Origin of the sequence: Methanobrevibacter sp. UBA417, assembly GCF_002508845.1 — an archaeon.
GTDB classification, from domain to species: domain Archaea; phylum Methanobacteriota; class Methanobacteria; order Methanobacteriales; family Methanobacteriaceae; genus Methanobrevibacter_A; species Methanobrevibacter_A acididurans.
This window is the reverse complement of sequence record NZ_DAZC01000008.1, coordinates 21,407-44,920: the sequence shown is the minus strand read 5'-3', so window position 1 is coordinate 44,920 and position 23,514 is coordinate 21,407. Positions and strand designations below refer to the sequence as shown.

General features: G+C 27.9%; 25 protein-coding genes. 14 read left to right on the top strand and 11 right to left on the bottom strand.

From position 1 onward, the window contains the following. The first annotated feature begins 49 nt into the window (after positions 1-49). The 3 genes from BP769_RS01090 to BP769_RS01080 all read left to right on the top strand — a co-directional run bounded on the left by BP769_RS01090 (position 50) and on the right by BP769_RS01080 (position 1,810). Positions 50-364 carry a hypothetical protein gene (locus tag BP769_RS01090; protein ID WP_409197931.1) on the top strand — a complete coding sequence of 105 codons (315 nt, stop codon included), beginning with the start codon at positions 50-52 and terminating at the stop codon, positions 362-364. Positions 365-447: 83 nt separating this feature from the next. Continuing rightward, a complete protein-coding gene (nucS, locus tag BP769_RS01085; RefSeq protein WP_409197932.1) occupies positions 448-1,233 on the top strand; it encodes an endonuclease NucS in 786 nt (261 codons plus the stop codon). A gap of 25 nt (positions 1,234-1,258) precedes the next feature. Beyond that, on the top strand, positions 1,259-1,810 hold the full coding sequence (locus BP769_RS01080) for a manganese efflux pump MntP family protein (RefSeq protein WP_409197933.1): 552 nt from the start codon (positions 1,259-1,261) through the stop codon (positions 1,808-1,810). Positions 1,811-1,827: 17 nt separating this feature from the next. Here BP769_RS01080 and BP769_RS01075 read toward each other — a convergent pair whose 3' ends face one another. Next, the gene (locus BP769_RS01075) at positions 1,828-2,322 is read right to left on the bottom strand and encodes a hypothetical protein (RefSeq protein WP_409197934.1); all 495 of its coding nucleotides are present in this window, start codon (positions 2,320-2,322) and stop codon (positions 1,828-1,830) included. 49 nt (positions 2,323-2,371) lie between these two features. Then, positions 2,372-3,151: an EFR1 family ferrodoxin gene (locus BP769_RS01070; protein WP_409197935.1), complete on the bottom strand. Its 780-nt coding sequence runs from the start codon at positions 3,149-3,151 to the stop codon at positions 2,372-2,374. A 166-nt stretch (positions 3,152-3,317) separates the two neighbouring features. On the opposite strand from BP769_RS01070, the gene BP769_RS01065 reads away from it, so the two are divergent. Then, a complete protein-coding gene (locus tag BP769_RS01065) occupies positions 3,318-4,391 on the top strand; it encodes a zinc ribbon domain-containing protein (RefSeq protein ID WP_413823667.1) in 1,074 nt (357 codons plus the stop codon). Positions 4,392-4,466: 75 nt separating this feature from the next. After that, positions 4,467-5,318: a carbon-nitrogen hydrolase family protein gene (locus tag BP769_RS01060; protein WP_409197937.1), complete on the top strand. Its 852-nt coding sequence runs from the start codon at positions 4,467-4,469 to the stop codon at positions 5,316-5,318. 37 nt (positions 5,319-5,355) lie between these two features. Here BP769_RS01060 and BP769_RS01055 read toward each other — a convergent pair whose 3' ends face one another. The 3 genes from BP769_RS01055 to BP769_RS01045 form a co-directional block, all read right to left on the bottom strand. Beyond that, positions 5,356-6,756 carry an MATE family efflux transporter gene (locus tag BP769_RS01055; RefSeq protein WP_413861822.1) on the bottom strand — a complete coding sequence of 467 codons (1,401 nt, stop codon included), beginning with the start codon at positions 6,754-6,756 and terminating at the stop codon, positions 5,356-5,358. A 12-nt stretch (positions 6,757-6,768) separates the two neighbouring features. Further along, the gene (locus BP769_RS01050; RefSeq protein WP_409197939.1) at positions 6,769-7,239 is read right to left on the bottom strand and encodes a MarR family winged helix-turn-helix transcriptional regulator; all 471 of its coding nucleotides are present in this window, start codon (positions 7,237-7,239) and stop codon (positions 6,769-6,771) included. A 116-nt stretch (positions 7,240-7,355) separates the two neighbouring features. Then, entirely contained in the window at positions 7,356-8,069 is a 714-nt protein-coding gene (locus BP769_RS01045) for a HEAT repeat domain-containing protein (protein ID WP_409197940.1), read from the bottom strand. 219 nt (positions 8,070-8,288) lie between these two features. Here BP769_RS01045 and BP769_RS01040 point away from each other — a divergent pair, with 219 nt between their 5' ends. The 6 genes from BP769_RS01040 to BP769_RS01015 all read left to right on the top strand — a co-directional run bounded on the left by BP769_RS01040 (position 8,289) and on the right by BP769_RS01015 (position 13,924). Beyond that, positions 8,289-10,889: an ATP-dependent helicase gene (locus BP769_RS01040; RefSeq protein ID WP_413823669.1), complete on the top strand. Its 2,601-nt coding sequence runs from the start codon at positions 8,289-8,291 to the stop codon at positions 10,887-10,889. A gap of 63 nt (positions 10,890-10,952) precedes the next feature. After that, a complete protein-coding gene (locus BP769_RS01035; RefSeq protein ID WP_409197942.1) occupies positions 10,953-11,429 on the top strand; it encodes a flavodoxin family protein in 477 nt (158 codons plus the stop codon). A gap of 19 nt (positions 11,430-11,448) precedes the next feature. After that, entirely contained in the window at positions 11,449-11,877 is a 429-nt protein-coding gene (locus BP769_RS01030; RefSeq protein WP_409197943.1) for an NfeD family protein, read from the top strand. A 20-nt stretch (positions 11,878-11,897) separates the two neighbouring features. Beyond that, positions 11,898-12,911: an epoxyqueuosine reductase gene (locus BP769_RS01025; protein WP_409197944.1), complete on the top strand. Its 1,014-nt coding sequence runs from the start codon at positions 11,898-11,900 to the stop codon at positions 12,909-12,911. Between the two features lie 136 nt (positions 12,912-13,047). Further along, on the top strand, positions 13,048-13,431 hold the full coding sequence (locus tag BP769_RS01020; RefSeq protein WP_409197945.1) for a DUF5518 domain-containing protein: 384 nt from the start codon (positions 13,048-13,050) through the stop codon (positions 13,429-13,431). Between the two features lie 28 nt (positions 13,432-13,459). Next, a complete protein-coding gene (locus tag BP769_RS01015; protein WP_409197946.1) occupies positions 13,460-13,924 on the top strand; it encodes a hypothetical protein in 465 nt (154 codons plus the stop codon). A gap of 99 nt (positions 13,925-14,023) precedes the next feature. Here the strand turns inward: BP769_RS01015 and BP769_RS01010 are convergent, their stop codons facing one another. Then, the gene (locus BP769_RS01010) at positions 14,024-15,118 is read right to left on the bottom strand and encodes a formate--phosphoribosylaminoimidazolecarboxamide ligase (RefSeq protein ID WP_409197947.1); all 1,095 of its coding nucleotides are present in this window, start codon (positions 15,116-15,118) and stop codon (positions 14,024-14,026) included. A gap of 248 nt (positions 15,119-15,366) precedes the next feature. On the opposite strand from BP769_RS01010, the gene BP769_RS01005 reads away from it, so the two are divergent. Together BP769_RS01005 and BP769_RS01000 are read left to right on the top strand one after the other, a co-directional pair. Beyond that, a complete protein-coding gene (locus tag BP769_RS01005) occupies positions 15,367-15,924 on the top strand; it encodes a metallophosphoesterase (protein ID WP_409197948.1) in 558 nt (185 codons plus the stop codon). A 22-nt stretch (positions 15,925-15,946) separates the two neighbouring features. Then, positions 15,947-16,555: an RlmE family RNA methyltransferase gene (locus BP769_RS01000; protein ID WP_409197949.1), complete on the top strand. Its 609-nt coding sequence runs from the start codon at positions 15,947-15,949 to the stop codon at positions 16,553-16,555. A 151-nt stretch (positions 16,556-16,706) separates the two neighbouring features. On the opposite strand, the gene BP769_RS00995 is transcribed toward BP769_RS01000, so the two are convergent. Together BP769_RS00995 and thsA are read right to left on the bottom strand one after the other, a co-directional pair. Further along, positions 16,707-17,354: a class I SAM-dependent methyltransferase gene (locus BP769_RS00995; protein WP_409197950.1), complete on the bottom strand. Its 648-nt coding sequence runs from the start codon at positions 17,352-17,354 to the stop codon at positions 16,707-16,709. A 170-nt stretch (positions 17,355-17,524) separates the two neighbouring features. Beyond that, a complete protein-coding gene (gene thsA, locus BP769_RS00990) occupies positions 17,525-19,144 on the bottom strand; it encodes a thermosome subunit alpha (protein ID WP_413823672.1) in 1,620 nt (539 codons plus the stop codon). Positions 19,145-19,523: 379 nt separating this feature from the next. Between thsA and BP769_RS00985 the strand changes: the two genes are divergently transcribed. After that, positions 19,524-20,150, top strand: a complete 627-nt coding sequence (locus tag BP769_RS00985) for a cyclase family protein (protein WP_409197952.1) — start codon at positions 19,524-19,526, stop codon at positions 20,148-20,150. A 30-nt stretch (positions 20,151-20,180) separates the two neighbouring features. On the opposite strand, the gene BP769_RS00980 is transcribed toward BP769_RS00985, so the two are convergent. Genes BP769_RS00980 through dapB form a run of 3 tightly spaced genes read right to left on the bottom strand, consistent with a single transcriptional unit; the run spans position 20,181 to position 23,497 of the window. Further along, positions 20,181-21,563, bottom strand: a complete 1,383-nt coding sequence (locus BP769_RS00980) for a hypothetical protein (RefSeq protein WP_413823674.1) — start codon at positions 21,561-21,563, stop codon at positions 20,181-20,183. 30 nt (positions 21,564-21,593) lie between these two features. Next, entirely contained in the window at positions 21,594-22,643 is a 1,050-nt protein-coding gene (gene asd / locus BP769_RS00975; RefSeq protein ID WP_409197954.1) for an aspartate-semialdehyde dehydrogenase, read from the bottom strand. A 35-nt stretch (positions 22,644-22,678) separates the two neighbouring features. Continuing rightward, positions 22,679-23,497 (bottom strand): 4-hydroxy-tetrahydrodipicolinate reductase, encoded by an 819-nt coding sequence (gene dapB, locus BP769_RS00970; protein WP_413823676.1) that lies wholly within the window; start codon positions 23,495-23,497, stop codon positions 22,679-22,681. Positions 23,498-23,514 lie beyond the last annotated feature (17 nt).

Here is a 23,514-nt window from a genome sequence, read left to right as displayed (position 1 = left end):
ACTAAAATAATTATTAATTAAAAATAAAACATTAAGGATAGTAATTTAAATGCCTGATGAGAAAGAAAATGAAGAAGTTAAAATAGAAACTAAAGGAAAAATTAAAGTAAATGATGATTTTGAATTTGAAGAAAAAAATCCTATTCTTGCAGCAGTATTATCCATAATCCCTGGTTTTGGTCAAATATACAATGGTGAAAAAGGTAAAGGTGCAGTAATATTATTAATATTCATTTTTATAGGTTTTTGCTTAGCTTACAGTGTATATCCAATAGTATTAAATATATTAATATGGATTTACAGTATTGTTGATGCTTTCATTACTGCAAGAAAAATTAATAAAGAAAAAATTGTATATGATTAAAAATTATTATAAATTACTAATTTTATTAATTTTATAAAAAATAGATTAAACTTAAAAGAAATAATCAACAATTAATAAGTTATATGAAATATAAAATTTTAGAAAAACCTAATTGTGAAGAAGCATATGACTTAGTTAAAGAGGGTTTATGTAAAAAAGCTATGATTACCCTTTTTAGTTGTTGTAAAATAATTTATGAAGGTCGTGCTCTGAGTCAATTAGATTTTGGAGAACGTTTAATAATCATTAAACCTGACGGATCATTTCTAGTTCATCAAGAAAAAAAGGTTGAACCTGTTAATTGGCAACCTCCTAAATCCAGAACAAAGGTAAATGTCCATGATAATGAACTTTTTTTAGAAAGTTATCGTAGAACCCCTAAAGAACGATTAGAAGTTGAAGTAAAAAAAACTTTATTTGCAAGTTATTCTGTAGCTAAAGACTATGCAGAAATTGAACTTGCTGGTTATGAAAAAGATATGGGCGATATGATAATGAAAAAACCTTACTTAATAGAAGAAGGTTTTAAACCTACAGCAAGAGAATATAGTACAGAACATGGATTCATTGACATATTAGGTAAAGATTATGATGGAAACTTAATGGTTTTAGAATTAAAAGCTAGAAAAGCTGGAACTAATGCCGTGAAACAAATCAAAAGATACTTGAGTGATTTTGAAAATCCTGAAAATGATTATCTGAAAGATTTAGGAGCAGAGAAACAAAAAATCCGTGGCTTACTTGTTGCACCTAGTATTAATGAGGATGCAAAAGAATTATCTGAAAAAGAAGGGATAGAATTCGTAAGTGTTACCCCTCCAAAAGAATTGAAAAATGATAAAAAAGTAACATTAGACATATTTAAATAAAAAAAATGGAATGTGAGACATAAAAATGATATTAGATTCTTATTCAATGATATTATTAGCAATGGCATTAGGTACTGATAGTTTCAGTGTGTCATTAACTAAAGGTTTTTCCCAAAAAGGTTTAACAAAATCACAAATTTTATGGTATGCTATATTCTTCGGTGGTTCAGAAGCACTTATGGCATTAATTGGGTACTTTTTTGGTAATCAATTAAGTGGATTTGTATCAAATGTGGCAACATGGATAGGATTTATACTTCTTTTACTTATAGGTTTAAATATGATTCGTGACGGATTAAAAAATGACGAAGAAACCGTTGATGAGTTTAGTTTTAAAGAAGTTACATTATTATCAATAGCTACTAGTATCGATGCATTTGCTGTTGGTTTAACATTTGCATTATTACATATAAATTATTGGATTCCTATATTATTAATAGGATCTGTAGCTTTTATATTCACTATAATTGGTGCATTAATTGGTAAAAAATTAGGTGATTACCTCGGAGATAAATTCTTAATTATTGGAGGTATAATTTTAATTATTATCGGTTTAAAAATATTATTAGGAATATAAAAAATTTGTATTCCTAATTATTTCTTTTGTTCTTTATTTTTTAATTCTTCAATTTCATTTAAATGATATTCTAAAGTGTATGGTGTGGCTGGTTGAACTTGAAGACCTTCATGTGCCATTTCAAGTTTATAAACTAGGAAATCTTTTGTTTCTAAGCTTAAAAATTTATTATTATCTTCTAGTTTTAAATTATCTAATTCTTCTAAAATTTGTTTATATTCTTTTTCTTCTAAATTTATTAATTCTTCAGCAGATAATTTTTGTAAATCTTCATTTAATTGTAATCCTATACCAATCATACCATTAACTTTTTTTCCTTCCCATTCAAATTCTGCTTTTCTTATTTGTTCCATTTGTGAAAGTACATGTTTTTTAGTTGGTTCGGATGCAGGTAATTGTGAGGAAGTTCCGGTTACATTTAATTTGTAATCATGTTTCCAGTCACCTACACGGTATATTGTGTAATTATCATTTCCAAAAATTATTTCTTTTCCTATATTTTCTTTTACCATTTTATTATTTCTCCAAAAATATGATATTTATTAAATTATTTAAAATTGTTTAATAAAAGAATTCGGGTTCTTTTCTTTCACTACATTTTTTAGCAAATAGTTTTGATGCTGGAACAAACATGAGTTTATTAAATTCTCTTGCATCTTCTGGACATGCATATATACATGCAGTACATGTAATACATTTACTTCCATCTGTTGATTTTGGATTTTCTATATCGATTGCTTTTGTAGGGCATAGAGTAGCACATGTTCCACATTCAGTACAATTTTTATTAGATGTTGGTTTAAGAGGAACACCTTGAATTTCTCGATATGGTTTGTTTCCAGGAACTGTGATTTCTTTAAAGTTTTCTTTATTGTTTGTGTAATCTTCTATTTTTTCAATAGTTTTAGTTGTGAATTCATTAATTTTTTCTAAATCTTTTGAATCTGGTCTATTTTTAGCAGTTTCAGGGAATATTGAATGTTGTGCTACAAATGCTCCAGCAGTTATTGTTTTGAATCCATTTTTATCTAAGATTTCTTTCAATTCAAGAAGAGCATCATCGTAATCTCTGTTTCCATAAACAACAACGGGGATTGCTAAGGTATTATTTCCTTTTAAGTTTTCTAAATCTACTTTTACTATTTGTGGGATTCTACCACTAAATACAGGTAACCCTATAATTAGAAGTTCATCTTCTTGAAATTCTTGAAGAATTATTTTATTGTGTTCTTTTAATAGATCATAACAATCTTTTTCACCATCGAATTTGGAGGATATTTCTTTTACAACTTTTTTAGTTGTGCTTCCTGGACTAAAAAATACTTCTGAAACTTTAAACATTTTTTTAACTTCCTTGAAAATTTTTTTAAAATTAATAATTAGTTTTATTTATATAATTCTTATTAAATACTTTTTGATAAAACTTTAAAAAAATATTTTAAAAACTATTAAATATTAGTATTCATAAAAAAATATTTATATTATAAATTAGTGGAGGTTTGAAGTTTTGGTTAAATATTGTCCAAAATGTGGGAATGCAAGTTATGATAGTGCACCTAAATGTGGAAATTGTGGGTATGACTTCACAAAATCAACTAATAAAAAAGAATCTGTAAAACAAAGTAGCTTTAAAGACCAAATAATGGGTAGTTTTAAAGATTTAAGTGATTCTAAAAATGGCAAAAAAGAAGAACCTAAATCTTCTAATTTTAATAAACCATCTTTTAATATTAAAAAATTTGATTTAAGTGGTTATGATTTAAGCCAAGATAATATAAAAAAAGAAGAACCTAAAAATATTCATCCAGATTCTTATTTTATGAGTGATAAGGAAAAATATGAACGATTTAAGGCTAGTAAAGATCAAGAAGTAAGTTATACAACTGTTAAAAATACACAAAAAGAAGTAAAGAAAACACAAAAGCCAAAATCAGTTAAAACTAAAGTTCCCGAAGAACCTGATGTTTTTAAAGATATTAAAGATGTTTTTAAAAGTAATAATGAACCTAAAAAAGATTCCAGCCTTAATTTCTTAAATAAAATTAGTAGACGGAACATTGCAATATTTGTTATTGTGATAGCATTGCTTGCAATAATTATTGCAGCTGTTGGTTCAACAATGTTTACTAGTGAAGAAACACATATGGGTCCAGGAAATTATAGTAGTGATAAAGTATCATTTAGTTATCCTACTAGCTGGTCACAGTATAATAGTACTAGTGGAGACTCAGATCAAGGAGAAGTTGCTTTCCGTACACCTGATAAAACGGTGATTGGATTTAGTTGTATTAATAATAGTGATATAACACTTAATGATGTTAAAAATAGTATTAATCAAACTGCGAAATCTTTAGATGGGAAAATCATTAGTGTGAATAATATAACTATTGATGGTGTAAATGCAACTGATATATCAATAAATACTACTGGACATGGTTATTCAAGATATATATCTGTTATTCATGACGATACTTATTATAATTGGGTAATCAACAATGGTAAAAGTGATAATCCATATTTAAATGCAACAAATACATCTGCAATCAATAAGATGATAAATAGTATTCATTTTACTGATTAAACAAAATTTTTCATCTAAAATTTTTTTACTTTTTTTAAATTTTTTTTTAATTCAAATATTATTGGAGCCATTTTAATGAACATTTTAAAAGTAGCATTATGTCAAATAAATGTAATAGATAATAAAGAAGCAAATATTAAAGAAGCAGAAACTTATATAAAAATAGCTAGAGATAAAGGGGCTGAATTAGCAATATTGCCTGAAATGTTTAATTGTCCTTATGAAAATAGTAAATTTAGAAAATATTCTGAAATAGCTGAAGATAGTATTACATTACAACACATTCAAAAATTAGCTAAGGAATTAAAAATTTATATATTGGCTGGAAGTATTCCTGAAAAAGAGATTAATGAAGATGGTAGTGAATCAATATATAATACTAGCTTTTTTTATGATAATAATGGGAAATTAATTGGGAAACATAGAAAAATGCACTTATTTGACATTGATGTTAAAGGAAAAATTAGATTTAAAGAATCTGATACATTGACTGCTGGTGATGATTTTACACTTGTAGATACTAAATGGGGAAAGATAGGTTTAGGAATATGTTATGATATTAGATTCCCCGAACTAGCTAGAATACTTACACAGAAAGGTGCTCGTATACTGATTTATCCAGGGGCTTTTAATTTAACTACTGGGCCAAGTCATTGGGAAACATTATTTAAGGCACGAGCTTTAGATAATCAAGTTTATTGTATTGGTGTTTCACCTGCATTAAATCAAAAAGGAGAATATAATGCATTTGGACATAGTATTATATGTGATCCTTGGGGAGATATTGTAGCTGAAGCTAAATATGATGAAAAATTAATTACTGAAATATTGGATTTAGATTTAATTGATAATGTTCGAAAAGATATTCCTGTACTTGCAAATAGAAGAACAGATCTTTATCAAATAAATGAAGTGAAAAAGGAATAAATCTTCTTTATTTTAACTTTTTTTTAATTTTATTATTTTATAAATTTAATTTATTATTTTCTGTTATTAATTCTCCTTCTGAACCATATTGTTTTAAATCTTTATTACAATGTATATAAGAGTATATCCAACTTATACTTGCCCCAATAAGTTTACCTGATACTAATCCTATAAGTAAAATTGTAAAATTCACTTTAAATGATAATACTAAAATTAGTACAATACTTATGGGGAAGATTATTTCTTGTAATATTGCTGTAAATAAACTTGTTGGTCCTTTACCTATTCCTTGGAAGTATCCACTACATATACTGCCAATTGGTTGAGATAAAAAGAATATTATCATTACCCGTAACATTAACGTTATTTGTGGTATTAATTGTGCTGTTTGTGGAGAATAACTGAATAATAATGCTATTTGTGGTGCAAATATAAAAATTAGAATACCTATGCTTAATCCTATTAATATTCCTAGTTTAGTTCCATATTGAAATACTTTTTTGATTCTTAAAAATTTTTTTCCACCATAAGATGCTCCTTCTACTGTAACTAATGCTAATTTTAATCCTACTGCTGGCACTATACCAAATAATATTACTCTCATTCCAGCAGTATAAGCTGCTACTGCATTTGTATTAATTATAGTGGAGAGTATTGTATTCATAAATCCTAACTGTATAGATATGCAGAGCATTTCCATACTAGCAGGTATGCCTACCATTAGCAATACATATAATATTTTCTTATTGAGTTTTAAAAATTTTACTTTGATTTTAACATATGCATCTTTTTTTATTAATAACCAGTAAATAAGAACAATACATGGTATTATAGCGGATATAACTGTAGATACAGCTGCTCCTTGAATTCCCATATTTAATTTGAACATGAAAATAGGATCGAGTACTGCATTCATTACACCGGATAATGCCATTATGTATAATGCCCTATTCATATCACCTTCTGCTCTAAGTATTCCAGATAGCATAGCCATAAGCATGACAAATATAGCACCTGAAAATATTATGGTGTTGTATTGAACAGCAATACTTAAAATACTTTTACCACCTATAGATGAAAGTATTGGTTTTTGGAAAACTAATACAATTACTGATATAATTATAGAAATAATTATTGCAAGAATTATTGCCTGAGTTGCAGATTGATCTGCTTTATCTTTATTTTTAGCTCCAATAAAACGAGCTATAAGACTAGTTCCACCAGCAGCCATACCATTAGCAAAACCATTTAAAACTATAAATAATGGAGTAGTGACACCTAATGCTGCAAGAGCTGTTGGTCCAAGAAATGAAATCCAAATTCCATCAATAAGATTGTAAGATTGCATTATAAGCATTCCTAACATCATAGGGATCATCATTGTACGTAATGCTACTTTATAATCCCCAAAAAGTAAATCTAAATTTTTATTTGACATAAAAAATCACGGTTAATAAGAGTTTAAATCATTTAAACTTTTACTAGCTAATTTAGCTAATTCTTCACGAAAAATAGGATTCAAATTATTTATTCCCATTTTTAATTCCCATTCTAAATTATAATTAATAAATTTATTAGAAAGATTTTTCCCCTTTTCTGTTGCAAAAATTTGATTTTTTCTCCGATTATTAGGATTAACTTTTCTTAATATATATCCTTGTTCTTCTAAACTTCGTAAAGAGTTTGCTACTGTTGATTTATTTAATCCAAATGTTTTTACTAAATCTTCTTGGCTTAAACCTTCATTTGCACATATTGACATTATTAATTTTACTTCTCCTAAGAACAAATTTAATTCTTTTAGTTTATTAGACATATAACGTTGTTGGCTTCGTTCAATAAATGATATTTGAGCTATTAATGCTACTTTATCAATATATTCTTTAGGTTCTTTTATTAAAATGTCTTTTTCTGTTATCATTGTTTGTTCCTGAAATTTTTTCTTTATTATTTATTTTGTTTTAAAAATATTTAAAAGTATTGTTACAAAACAGTTTTATGACAAAACTATTAAGTTATAAAAAAAGAAAAGAAAAATTAATTTTTAAAAAAATCTTTATTTTCCTTAATAATTTTTTTCATAGCTTTAACTCGTTTTTTAGGAGTAGAACCTAAATCTTTCTCATCCACATCAACTAAACCATTTTCAACAAGTAGATTAAATTGATAAGGGATAACAGCTTCCTCTGCTTTTTGAATAGATTTATTACAAGCCTTTTTAAAATCTTTATCTTTCTCTTTACGTCTAGCCTTCTTAATTAATTTAATAGATTCTTCAGTACCTAAATCACCAAAGGATCTTATAGCAGCAAGACGAACACCCCAATCTTCATCATCTAAACCTTTAGAAATATCATCAATATTATCGTTAGCTTTTAACTCACCAAGACCACGAACAGCAACCTTACGAACAATAGCGTCATCATCTTCAACAGCTTCAGCAAGACAAGGAATAACCTTTTCATCACCAGTTTGTTTTAAAGCATAAGTAATAAATCTTTTATTTTGACCATTTTCATTATTAAATCGTTCAATAAGTTTATCAACAGCAGATTCACCCATTGTTCCTAAAATTTCTGCAGCTTTAAATCTAACAGGAGAACTTTCATCAGTAGTAGCTTCAATCAAAGGATCAATAGCAACATCATCAGTAACCCCAACTAAACTATTAACCGCTAACTTACGAGTATTAACATCTTCACTAGTTAAGTGTTCTAAAGCTTCATTCATAGATAATTTTTCATCACTCATATATCACACCAAAATTAATTAATAAAAAGTAAATTCAATAATAAAGAAAATAATATAGTTTAATTAAGCTTAATAAGCATTAACTAAATTTAATATAAAAAAATTCACTAATACAATTTTTTATTAAAACTAATATTTAAATTTTTAATAGAAAACTAGTTATAAATATTAAATTAAAAAAAAGATACAAATATAAAAAAATTATAGTTATGAATAAACATGATAAGCAAACAAGAAAAATCTTACAGCAAAAAAGAGATTTATAAAAATCTTCACCCATGGGTTAAAGAATGGTTTGATAAAACATTTACAGATTTTACACCAGCCCAAAAAAAAGCTATAATAGATATTCACCATCATGAAAATGTTTTAATCAGTTCACCAACAGGATCAGGTAAAACATTAACTGCATTTTTAAGTATTATTAGCGAACTTACAACACTTGCAGAAAAAGAAGAATTAGAAGATAAAGTTTATTGTATTTATATAAGCCCTCTAAAAGCATTAGACAATGATATTGAAAAAAATTTAGAAAAACCTTTAGAAGAAATCGAAAAAATTGCAGGAAAACCTTTAGGAATACGTAAAGCTGTACGAACAGGCGATACTAGCCAATATCAAAGACAAAAAATGTTAAAAAAACCACCACATATTCTTATCACAACCCCAGAAACATTATCAATATTACTTGTAGCACCAAAATTTAGACTTAAATTAAGCAATGTTAAATATGTTATAATAGATGAAATCCACTCTTTAGCAGAAAATAAAAGAGGAGTTCATTTATCACTAAGTTTAGAAAGATTACAATTCTTAATTGGAAACTATACCCGAATAGGCCTATCCGCAACAGTATCTCCTTTAACAGAAATTGCAAAATTTTTAGTAGGGTATGAATATGGAGTAGAAAGAAATTGCAAAATAATTGATGTAAACTATTTAAAAGAAATGGATATGGAAGTTTTATGTCCAGTTGATGACATAGTTCTAGCAGATGATGAAGATACACGTTTAGGAATGTATGATTTAGTTGATGAATTAGCAATGCAACATAAAACCACTTTAATATTTACAAACACAAGAAGTGGAACTGAAAGTTTTGTTTATAATCTAAAAAAAATGTATCCTAAACATTATAATAGTAATAATATAATGGCACACCACTCCTCATTATCTAAAGAATCTAGATTAATAACAGAAACTAATCTAAAAGAAGGTAAGTTAAAAGTAGTTGTTTCATCAACAAGTTTAGAATTAGGAATAGATATAGGATACATTGATTTAGTTATATTAATAAATTCACCAAAAAGTGTGTCCCGAGCATTACAACGAATTGGTAGAAGCGGACATGAATTACATGAAAAATCAAAAGGAAGAATAATAGTAACTGATCGTGACGACTTAGTAGAATGTGCAGTACTTCTTAAAAATGCAAAAGAAGGTAGAATAGATAAAATAAAAACACCCGTTAATTGTTTAGATGTTTTAGCACAACACTTGTATGGAATGAGTATCGAAAATATATGTGATATAGATTATACTTATGATATAATCCGTAAAAGTTACTGTTACAAAGATTTATCCCGAGATGACTATGAAGATGTTTTAAGTTATTTAGCTGGAGAATATGTTGAACTTGAAGACCGATACGTTTATGCAAAGATTTGGATAGATTATGATAAAAAAAGATTTGGAAAACGTGGAAAACTTGCAAGAGTATTATACAGTACTAATATTGGAACAATACCAGATCGTTCTGCTGTACAAGTAAAATGTGATGGTGAAGTTGTAGGTAAAGTTGAAGAAGAGTTTATGGAAAAACTTAAAAAAGGAGATACTTTTGTTCTTGGTGGAAGTATTTATCGTTTCAATTATGGTAGGGGAATGACAATAAATGTAACTCCTTCACAAGGACCTCCAACTATTCCTTCATGGTTTAGTGAACAATTACCTTTAGCTTTTGATCTTGCAGTAGATATTCAGAGATTTAGATCTTTAATGGAAGGTAAATTTCAATATAAAAAAAGTAAAACAGAAATTTTAGAGTATATTCATGATTATCTTTATGTAGATGATTTTGCAGCTAATGCAATTTATGAATATTTCCATGAACAGTATGTTTATGCTAAAGTACCTAGTAGTAGAAAAATGTTAATCGAATATTACAAAGGTTTTGGTGGGAAAAAATTTGTTGTTTTCCATAGTTTATTTGGGAGAAAAACAAATGATGCTTTAAGTCGTGCCATTGCATATATTGCAGCTACAGAATACAATAGAGATTTAACAATAAGCATTAGTGATAATGGTTTCTATTTGAGTAGTGATAAAAAAATTAATGCACTTGAATCATTTAAAAAGTTAAATAGTGGAAATATTGATAATGTACTTGAAAAAGCATTGAATAAAACTGAAGTTTTAGCCCATAGATTCAGGGACTGTGCTGGACGTTCATTAATGACACTTCGTAGGTATAAAGGGGATCAGAAATCTGCAGGACGCCAACAAGTACGTGGAAAAATATTATTAAAATTTGTTCAGGAAATGGATAATAATTTCAGTATATTAAAAGAAGCTAGAAGAGAATCTACTGAAGATTATATGGACATTAAAGGTGCTAAGAAAGTTTTAGAATGGATTGAATCTGGTGGAATGGAAGTAGAAACTATAAGTACTTTAATACCTTCACCTTTTGCTTATAATTTAGTGAGTCAGGGATATTTAGATGTTTTAGCCCAAACAGATAAAGCCGAATTTACAAAACGAATGCATCAAGCAGTACTTGATGAAGTTAAAAGTAAACTTAAAGAGGAATATTATTAAAAAATAAAATAAAATAATTATTTTAATAAAAATTAAATATCTAAAAGAATAAACATTACTTTCATGAAGATTTTAGTAGTTTATTATTCAAGAAGCGAACGAACTAAACAAGTGGCAGATAGGATTAGACAAATCTTTCAATGCGATATTGAACGTATCGAAGATGTGGAGAGTAGAGAAGGTCCAAGTAAATTTTTAAAATCAACTTTTGAATCTATTTTAGGCCATAACACAGAAATTAAACCTTCAAAAATAGATCCTCAAGGTTATGATTTAGTTATAATTGGAACACCAGTTTGGGCAGGTACAATGAGTAGCCCCATATTCACATATATGAAACAAAACTTTTTAAAATTTGATCAAGTTGCATTTTTCTGTACTTGTGGAAGTAATGGAGCAGAAAGTACTCTTAAGAATATGGAACGACTTATTAGAAAAGAACCTGTTAGCACTTTATCTTTAACTAAAAAAGAACTAAAAAATAATATGAATGGTAAAATTAACAATTTCATAAGTGAACTAAAATACGAACTAACATGAAAAACATGGATTAAGCTTTATGATAATCGAATATATTGAATTTTGGATACTGTTAAGTATAATATTTTTACTCATAGAAGTATTAACAAGAAAATTATACTTTATAAGCATAACAATAGGAATTATTTCAGTTATAATATTAAACCTCCTAAAATACCCAATCCCCACTCAATTAATAAGTTTATTAATAGTTACAATTATTTGCATAATTATCACAAGACCAATAGCACATAAAATTAAAAAGAGTCATGAAAAAAAATTTGAAGTAAATGAATTAATTGGTGGAGATGCCATTGTTAATGACTACTTAAACAAAAATATTATTGGTACAATTCAATATGAAGGTAAAAATTGGCAAGCAATAAGTAATGAAGAATTATTAGAAGGAAGTTTAGTTACTATAGTTGGAGTAGATGGAAGAAAATTAGTAGTTGAAAAAAAATTATAAAAAAGGAGGCTATTTTTCTTATGAACACTACTTTAGCTAAAAAAATTTGTGAAAAAGCAAAAGAAATTGGTTACGATAAATGTGGAATCATAAAAATTGAAGATATTAATGGTTTTGAAAATCAATTAAATAAACGAATAAAACTTTTTCCAGAAAGTAAGGAAGACTTGAATAAACTAAAACATTATGCGCATCCAGAAAAAGAATTTCCATGGGCCAAAAGTATAATAATATGTGCTTATTCAATAAATAAATTTGAAATTCCAGAGCATTTAAATGGAAAAATTGGAAAGTACTATCTTGTAGATGGTAGACGCAATTGTGAATCTGAACAATATCAAATACAAAAGGAATTTCAAAAATATTTAGATGAAATCGGCATAAAAGCATTAATTGGTGAAGACCATGATTTAACAACTATGCGATGGACAGCATGTAAAGCTGGTATTGGTATTATTCGTAAAAATAACTTTTTTTATACAGAAGATGGATCTTATATTGTTTTAAAATCATGGTTAATAGATAAAGAATTAGAGTATAAATTTAAATCTAATTTAGAACCTTGTCCAGAGAGCTGTAGTTTATGTATTGAAATGTGTCCTACTTCTAGTTTATTAAAAGATTATGCCACAAATAAAATGACTTGTATTAGTGGGATTACTTGTAATCATGAAAATAATTTAATGGACGAACCTTTACGTGAACAATTAGGTGAATGGATTTGTGGATGTGACATATGCCAAGATGTGTGTCCATTTAATCAATGGGAAGGTCATGCAAAATTTCCTAATTTAGAAGATTTTGGTAAAAAAGTAAGTTTAAGTAAAATAGTTGAAATGGATTATTCTAAATTACAATCTATTGTTCAAAATAAATTATGGTATATTCCAGAAGATAAATTATGGAAATTTAAGGTTAATGCTTTAAACAGTATGCTAAATAATTGGCAAAAAAATATGAAAGTAGTGTTGAAATTTCAATTAAAGATTCTAATGAAAATGTTAAAAAAATGGGAAAATTTGTTAAATCCATAATTGATTACTAATATTAAAGATTGAAAAAAAATACAAAAATTTATATTGAATTTTTATTATATTATAAGTAATAAAAAATTTTTTTATAATAATATACTTAAATAATTAATTAAAAATTATTCAGGAGCTAATATGTATGGTGAAATGGAGTGCAGTAATAGTTGGATTTATTTTAGCTATAATAGTTAAATCATATTTTCCACATTATGAATTCATAGGTTTAATCCTTGTTGGATTCTTAGTAGGAATTATGGTTAAAAGAGGATTTTGGAAAGGCATGGTGAATGCTGCTGTAGCTGGTGCTTTAGGAACTATAGTTTCTGCTATAATATTTATATTACTAATTACTACAGGTAGTAGTTTACTATTTGGATTATTTGGAGGTCTTGCAGGATTTACAATATCTGGAGTTAGTAGTTTAGTTGTAGTTTTAGGATATATGATTTATTATATGATTGTTATGGGTATTGCAGGTGGATTTGGAGGATTAATTGCTGGCCGTTCACATGACAGATATTAAAAAATTTAAGTTAAAAGAGGAGTAATTTATGAAAATTTTTGAAAATGGATTTAAATCTTGGTTATTTAGTTATAATTGGATGGGTTTTATAGTAGCTGCAGCATTAACAACACTTATTGCAACATTATCTTATCAAAAATCTTTAGATTGGTTAGCACCATTTTCAGCAATAGGTTTGCTTTATATTGGATATATAAGTAAAAATAAGATTTTAGCTATTATAATGGGTGCTATAGGAGCACTTCCACTTGCTTTTGTTAGTTTTTATGGGGCAATGGGCCCTATTACTATTAAAGGAATGAGTATTCCACAAACAGCAACTATTTTAATAATTCTTGTTTTAATTGTTGGTGGAGTTATAGGATTTGTAGGTGCATTCTTTAACAGTAACCGTCAAAAAGCTATAGAACAACAAAAACAAGACAATCAAAAAAAGTCAAATAAAGAAAAGAAAAAAGAAGAACGTGAAACAAGTAAAAATATTAAAAAATAAACTCTTTCTTAATTTTTTTAAAAAAAATAGGAGCATAATAAAAAAAATATTACACTCCTACTTCTTTAATCCAATATTTTATATAATCTAAAAAAGATTTTATGTTATGACTTTTTCTAAACCGCCTTCAGTTTTAATTGCTTTTTTAATTTCTAAAGCAATTCTACGACCCATACTCATACCTTCACCATATTTAAGATGACTGTAAGATGAACCGTCCATAAATGTGTTTGTTCCCCCATCAGTACGGGCACTTGTTTCGAATACAACAATTTCTAAATCATCATTAACGAGTGTTTGTAAACAGAATGGTCCATTTAAACCTGGTGCTACAAGTTCATGTGCACTTTTTACAAATTTATCTCCTAAGTCAAATGCTTGAGTTAATAATGATTCACGTATTGCAACAGGATGGTTACCAGTTACAACATAACTTGGGGATTTATCAATATCTAATTGATCTTTTGCAGGCATTCTAACAAAACCATCAATACTTGATTCATATCTTGTATCCATTCCCATAATTTCTACTTCATCTTCTAATGCTGAATAGAAATAATGTATACAATAATTACATCCAGCTACATATTCTTCAATGTGTGCTTGATCTACATCTTCGTCTTCAATCCAGCCTCTTTTTTTCATAGCTTCAATTTTTTTATCAAATTCTTCAGGGGAACTTGCTACAAAGTATCCTCTTCCTCCTCTTGCACCTGGGAATTTTACCATAGCTTCTCTATTAATTTGACTTGGATTGTCGTATTTTTGTGGAATACGTATATCCCCATTTTCAAGTAATTTGTGTTCAAGATCTCTTTCTGCTTCCCATCTTAAGATATCACGATTCCCGAACATTGGTACCATGAATTTATCTTCAACATTATCTAAACCAGCATATGCTACAAAAGATCCGTGAGGGATAACAATTGCATTCATATCACGTAATCTTTGTTGAACATCTTCATTGACTATGTCTTTAAATTTATCTACCATTATAAATTCATCTGCTACATCAAATCTTTGATATGGAACTTCACGTCCTTTTTCACAGACTACAGCTGTATGAAAACCTTCTTCTTGCGCACCACGAAGTATATGTAAACTTGTATGACTTCCTAGTGTAGCTATTGTTATATTTTCTTTGTCGTATCCTTTTAAGATATCTAAAATATCATCTTTTTTGATTTTTCCCATTTTCTAATTCTCCATTATTTAGAAATTCATAATATTTTCAATAAAATATTATCAGTAATAATATTTCTTTTTTTTATAAACATATATAATTTATTATTTGATTTTTGTTCCTTAATTTTAGGACAAATTTTATAAATTGTATTGAATAATATATTAATAAGTGTTATAAATTTAAAATAAAATTTAAGTATTTTTCCTATTTTGAAAATAAAAATAACAACTAATTTTAACTAAAACATTAACTAGAGGTGAAAGTAATGATAATAGGTTTAATATCAGATACACATATTTCAAATCGTGCAAGTAAAATTCCTGAAAAAGTATTTGAAACATTTAAAAATGTGGATTTAATTTTACATGCTGGAGATGTAATTGAAGAAAGTGTAATTAAGGAATTAGAAAGTTTAGCACCAGTAATAGCTGTGCAAGGAAATGTTGATATTTTAAATGGTTTAGATTTACCAAAATCAAAAGTTATAACTGCAGGTAAAACAAAAATTGGACTAAACCATGGAGATATTCGCCCAAGAGGAGATACACAACAGTTATATTACTTAGCCAAAGAATTGGATGTAAATATTCTCATAACTGGACATACACATATACCTATGGCAGAAGAAGTAAATGATGTTTTACTTATAAACCCTGGAAGTCCAACTGTTCCACGACTTTCAGATCCTAGTGTGATGATTTTAGAAATAAATGATAATGAAGTAGATTTAGAAGTTATAAAAATAGGTAAACCAGTTTGTTCTAGTTTACAATTTGCACAATCTAAATTAGAAAATAGTAAAAAAATTGATTAAAAGTTTAAGTGGAAGGAAAAAAATGGGAAGTAGATGGCAAGTAGAAAAAAAACATGACCCCTATTATAAAAGAGCTAAAAGTGAAAATTACCGATCTAGAGCATCATATAAATTAAAACAATTAGATAAAAAATATAAAATTATGAAAACTGGTAATACAGTTGTTGATCTTGGTGCTGCACCTGGAGGATGGTCACAAATTGCTCTTGAAAAAGTTGGTGAAGAAGGAATTGTTGTAGGTATTGATTTAAACCATATAAAACCTTTTGAAGAAGAAAATTGTTTCCGTATACGGGGAGATTTCACAAGCCCTGAAATTCAAAATCAGATAATGGACATAATTGATGGGCAAACACAAGTATTAATAAGTGATGCTTCTCCTTCATTATCAGGAATAAGAGATATTGATCATTTAAGAAGTATTGATTTAATTAATACTGTAAGTGATATTGCAGATAATATACTTGCACCTGGTGGGAATATGGTTATGAAAATATTCCAAGGACCTTACTATAAGGAAACTGTTGATAATTTAAAGAAAAAGTTTAAAATTTTAAAGACCACTAAACCTCCTAGCAGTAGGAAGAAAAGTAAAGAAATGTATATTGTAGGTCTTAGATTTAAAAAATAAAATATTATTTTAATTTTTATAAAAATATTAAATTGGTAAATTGATTTAATTTTAAAATTAATTAAAAAAGAGAAATTATTGATTATTCTATAAAAGAACCTTTTCATTTATAGAATAATTATAGATAAATTTAATTTAATAAAAGTGATTCTTATTTTCGTGCAATTGCACATAACCAATCAGTATCTTTGTGAGTAAGTTTATCATTTGATTCTTTAGTGAAAGTTAAAACTTCATTAAAACCAGCTTCAATAAGACTATCACCTAATTCATCTTCAGTGAAAACCTTCATACCCAATAAATTAATATGATCTTCCATAAGTTCTTTATCTTCATTAGATCCACTTGCTTCATTACAAATAAAGATACTTCCACCTTTTTTAAGAACACGTTTAACTTCTTTTAAATCATTAATAAAATCTGGCCAGAAATAAACAGTTTCAAAACCAGTAACAAGATCAAAAGTTTCATCATCATAAGGTAATTCAGATACACTACCTTGATCTATTTCAACTTGACCTTTTTCTATAATATCTTTGTTAAGTTCTTTAGATTTTTCCACACTAACTTCAGAATAATCTAAACCATAAATTTTTCCTTCAGGAGCCATATTAGAAAATCGTTGAACATTAATTCCTCCACCACAACCGATGTCAAGAATAATATCTGAAGATCCAATATCTAAATGAGATACTCCCCATTGAGCTAAACTTTCATGACTTTTATTCATTCTTTCAATCATCTTTTCCCCATATTCTCCTTCTGGTTTTCGGGCATTTTTAATTAATTTTTCATCCATTTTTTGTCAACTCCTTACTATTAATTTTTTTAAAAAAAAAGGAGTAAAAAAACTAAATTAATACTTAGTATTTTTTACTCCTTAAACTATTTTCCACACCAAATATGTAGTAATGTGGATTTAAATGTTTTTATGTATATTTTTTCCTTTTATTGTAAAACTCAATGAGATTACATCATTGGAGGCATTCCGCCCATTTGACTAGGGTCCATACCTGCTGCATCTTGTGGAGATGCTGAAGATGCAATTACATCATCGATTCTTAAAATCATTTCAGCTGCTTCGGAAGCAGATTGAATAGCTTGTTTTTTGACACGTTTTGGTTCAATAACTCCAGCTTCTTTCATATCTGTTACATCACCAGTGAAAACATCTAATCCCATGTATGGGGAAGTTTCATGGGAAGCTCTTAAATCTACTAAGGAATCGATACTGTCTAATCCAGCGTTTTCAGCTAAAGTTTTAGGAACAATTTCTAAACTTTCTGCAAATGCAGTTACAGCTAATTGTTCTCTTCCACTGATAGATTCAGCATAATCTTTTAAGAGTTTGGACATAGCGATTTCTGGTGCTCCTCCTCCAGCAACTACTTCTCCGTCTTCAATGGTAGCTGCTACTACACCTATTGCGTCTTCTACTGCTCTTCCGATTTCGTCAACAACATGTTTGGTACTTCCTCTTACGAGTAAAGTTACTGCTTTAGGTTCTGCACATTCTTCTACGAAGATCATATCTTCTCCAGATACTTTTTGTTCAGTTACTTTTCCTGCTTCACCTAAGTCATCTGCGGATAAGTCATCTAAGTTAGTTACAACGGTTGCACCGGTTGCTCTGGATAATTTTTCAATATCAGATTTTTTAACTCTTCTGACAGCCATGATTCCTTCTTTGGATAAGTAATGTTGTGCTAAATCATCAATACCTTTTTGGCAGAATAATACATTAGCTCCTGCATCGGAGATGTCTTTAACCATGTTTTTGACCATGTTTTCTTCTTGTTCGATGAAAGCTTGCATTTGGTTAGGATCAGTTATTCTGATTTCTGCATCTACTTCAGTTTCTTTTACTTCTAATGCGGAGTTTAATAATGCTATTTTTGCATTTTCTAATTCTGCAGGCATACCTGGGTGTACTCTTTCTTTGTCAATAATGACACCTTGAACGAGTTCAGAATCTTCAACAACTGCTCCATCTTTCTTTTCAATTTTGATGTGATCAGTATCTACTTCTTCACCATCAGCTACTTGTTCTACTGCGGTAACGATGAGTTTTGCTAATGGTTCACGAGCTTTTTCAGTTCCTTTTCCAGTCATTGCAGTCATAGCTACTTTGTTTAACATATCAGTGTCGATTTCTTTAATAGAAATGTCTTCTAAAATTTGTTGTGCTTTTTCTGCTGCTTGTCTGTATCCCATTGCAATGATAGTTGGGTGAATATCCATATCTAATAAGGATTCGGATTTTTTAAGTAATTCTCCTGCTATGATAACTGCAGTAGTGGTTCCATCTCCAACTTCATCTTCTTGTGTTTTAGCTACTTCTACAAGCATTTTAGCTGCAGGATGATCAATATCCATTTCTTTAAGAATGGTTACTCCGTCGTTGGTTACAACGATATCTCCGAGTCCATCTACTAACATTTTATCCATTCCTTTTGGACCTAATGTTGTTCTTACTGTTTCAGCTAAAACTTTTCCAGCTAAAATATTATTTCTTTGAGCATCTTTACCTAATAATCGGTTTGTTCCTTCAGGTAAAATAAAAATTGGTTGTTGTTGTTGTTGTGCCATTAATATTCGCCTCGTATTTTTTTTAATATAATTTCATTGAGTAAATATAATTAAGTAATCTTGTACTTTGAGATTTTTTTATCTTTTTGTAGCAAGATTTTTTTTAAGTTGATTACATAATTAACCTTACACTATTTAATGACTTGTGATAAAATTATTAAATAGTATTTTAAAAATTGTTTGTAATTTTAATTAATTCACAATTTTGGATTATGTAATTAACTATGATTTTTATTTACTTACAATATAACATGGGTTAGAGGTTATATAAATACTTTGTGGTCAGGAGTATAAAAATTTCTAAAGATATATCAACAAATGTATAATAAAATAAAAAAATATTATATAAATGTACAACATAAAATAAAAGTAACAAAAGGTGATTATAATAAAAATAATAGACTTAAGTCATTTGTTAAAGACAAAAATTCCAACATACCCCGAAGATCCCCAACTAGAAATAAAAGACATAAGCCCCCAAGATAACACATACAAAATTTCTCTCTTAAAAACGGGGACACATTCAGGAACACATATAGATGCACCACAACACTACATCAAAAACAGCAAAAACATAAACGAAATAAAACTAGAAAATTTAATAGGGAAAACAACCGTACTTAAAACAAACACCCACAAAAAAGAAATAAAAATAAAACACATCAACAACATGCCAGAAAAATTTGAAAAAATAATAATCCTAAAAACAAATTGGTGGGAAAATTGGGAAAACCCAAACTACTTTAAACAAAACACATACTCATCAAAAGAATTAACAAAATACTTAATAAAAAAAGGAATAAAAGGAATAGCAATAGACAGTCCCAGCATAGATTCCCCAAATAGTGACAAAAATCATAAATTATTATTAAAAAACAATATTTGGATTGTTGAAAACTTAACTAAAACTAACCAACTAAAAAACAACAAGTATCAACATGCTTATTTCATACCCCTAAAAATAGAAACAGAAGCCTCCCCTATAAGAGCATTTATAATAGAATAAAAAAAGAATAGGTTATAAAAAAAATTAAAATTAATTTTTTTCTAATTTAATCCAAGAAATTTCATCATTATTTAACTTTTCACTTTTAAGATAACCTTTTCTTTCAATACTCTTTAAAATATTAGTAATATTACCAAAAGACAAATTATCAAAAGCTACATCATTAACATACTGTTGAATTTCATAAGTAGTCATAGATTTATTAGGTAAAATATTGAAAACCTGAGATTGAATACTAGTTAAATTTTTAACCCTAGGAGCAGTTAATTTAGAATATAAATCTTTAATATTCTCTAATTTACGAACATCATCTTTAGTTTCATTTAACTCTTTACGTAATTTAGCAATCTCATTAACATCAGATCCAGAAGTTTTATCAGAACCAGATAAAATAGTTTGCTTAATTTTTTCTTTATCAAAAACAGGATCACTATTAATATCCTGTAGTAAAGTTTTCACTTCTTGTAAACGTTTAATTTGAGCATCTTTTTCAGATATTTCTTGTTGAACTTTAATATAATCTTCTTTAGGCACAGATTGTTCCTTAAGATTTTTAATACGAATCTCTTTTTCACTTAAATCTAAATCTCTAGAATCAATCTCTCTTTTAAGTGAAAGAATACTATCTTTACTAATTAAATTACTGTTTAAATTAGCAATTTCTTCTTTATATTCGTTAATTTTACTATTTAATGATTTAATTTCAATATTTTTATCATCAATAGTTTCATTAGCTTTATCTAAACGAATCTTAATTTCAGTAAAACGATTATTTTTAAAATCATTTAATTCAAATTCAAGTTTACTACATTTATCTTTTGATAAAATTAAATCTTTAGAAATATTACGAATTTCTTCATCTCGAAGTTTAACAGTACCTTGAGAATCATCTAACTTATTTTTAATTTCAACATAATTAACATTTTTAAAATTATCTAATTCTTTACTAAATTTCAAAACATCATCTTGAGAATTTATAAGTTTCTGATTCAATTCTTTAATTTCTTCTTCTTTATCCGAATTTAAAGAAATTTCTTGTTGTAATTTATCTTTAACTTCTTTTAATTCAATATTTTTAAAATTAGTTAAATCATTTTCAAATGAAGATTTTAAATCCTCAAATCTTTCCTGTGTTTTATTAAGGTCATCTATTTTTAATGATAATTCTTCAATTTTAGAAGTTTTGGATTGAATAATCTGTTTATATTTATTAACTTCAGAAACTAGATTAGTAATCTCATCATTTTTTTCTACAATAATAGATTCTAATTCCGCAGTATCATTAGTTTCTTTAAGGGAATCTTTCTCAGCTTCAATTTGAACAATTTTAAGTTTAAGTTTATTAATCTCCAATAAACTAGATTTAACTAAATTTTGAAGCTTATTAAGCTCATTATCCTCTTTCAATGACATTATATTCAATCCTTAACTTATTTTTTAAATTTAAAGTATTCTTTCATTAATTAACTCTGCATTTAATATAGATGCACCAGCAGCTCCCCGGATAGTATTATGACCAACAAGAACATATTTAAAACTATTAGGGAAAGCTTGATCTTTTCTAACTCTTCCAACAGTTACACCCATACCATTACAAGCATCCCGATCAAGTCTTGGTTGCGGTCTATCAACTTCATCTTTAACAATAACTGGATATTCAGGAGCAGAAGGTAAGCCCAATTCTTGAGGTAAAGCTTGGAAATTAGCCATTTTACTTTTTATATCATCAATATCTTCTTCTTTATCCAATTCAATAAAGACTGCTTCAGTATGTCCATTAATAACAGCAACACGATGACAGGAAGCACTTAAATTGAAAGGAGCATCTTTCACAACACCATTTTCATAATCACCTAACAGGTACAATGATTCACTTTCCATTTTTTCTTCTTCTTGACCAATATAAGGTATAACATTATCTAAAATACCCATTGATGGAACACCATTATATCCTGCACCAGAAAGAGCTTGCATTGTTGAAACATAAATTCTATTAATATTAAAATTATCAACAAGTGGTTTTAAGGTTAATGTTAAAGCAATAGTAGAACAATTAGGATTAGTAACTAAAAAACCATCCCAATCATAAGCTTTTTGTTGATCATCTATCATATCCAAAGTTTCCGGATTAACTTCAGGAATACAAAGCGGAATATGAGGTTTCATACGCATTGCACTTGCATTAGATGCTACTACAAATTCTTTTGCAAAATCTGGATCAATTTTAGCTGCAAAATCTGAAGGTATAGAAGAAAATAAAATTTCAACATTTTTATCAACTTTATCTGGATTAGATTCAACTACTTTTATATCTTTTACAGACTCAGGCATTTCACTATCTAATAACCAAGTAGTTGCATCTTCATATCTTTTTCCTGCAGATTTTTCAGATGCTAATAAAGTTGTTATTTCAAAATCTGGATGTTGATCTAATAATCTTATAAAGTTTTGACCAACCATACCAGTTGCACCAATAATTCCAACATCTACCATTTTTAATACATCCTCTTTTTTATTAATTTATTTTATTATATCCCTAATACATCATTCATTGTACTTACTTTACCAGGTTCAGCAGAGTTAACATATCTTAAAGCTCTAATAACACCAGATATAAATACTTGACGAGTGTGAGCTTGATGTTTAATTTCTAATCTTTCACCATCACCAACATATAATACAGTGTGGTCTCCAACTATGTCTCCACCACGAATAGAATGTAAACCTATTTCTTCAGGAGTTCTTTTACCAACATGGCCTTTTCTTCCATAAACACCAATATCTTCAGGATTTCTTCCTAATTGATTAGAAATTATTTCAAATGCAGTCATAGCTGTTCCAGATGGAGCATCTTGTTTTTGATTATGATGTGCTTCTATAATTTCAATATCAAAATCATTTAAAATAGGGGTTAAATCTTTTAAAACTTTCCAAAATACATTAACACCAATAGAAAAATTAGTGGTGATAACAGATTTAACATTATTCTTTTTAATTTCATCAGCATTATTTTTACTTTGTTCTTCAGTAAACCCAGTAGTACCAACAATTAAATTAACACCACATGCAGCAGTTCTTTTAATAGTTTCAGCTGATGCAGGAGCTATAGTGAAATCTACTAAAACTTCAGCACCTGAAGATTTTAATGTTTCTTCTAAATCTTTTGAATCAGAAATTTCAACACCAATTGGCCCTATACCTGCAAATTCACCTGCATCTTTACCTGCAAGAGGAGTATCAGGCATTTCAATAGCAGCAACAACTTCCATATCTTCTTGTTCATTAATTTTTTTAACAATTCCAGAGCCCATTCTTCCAGCAGCCCCAGTTACAGCAACTTTTATCATAATCTTTACTCCAACAT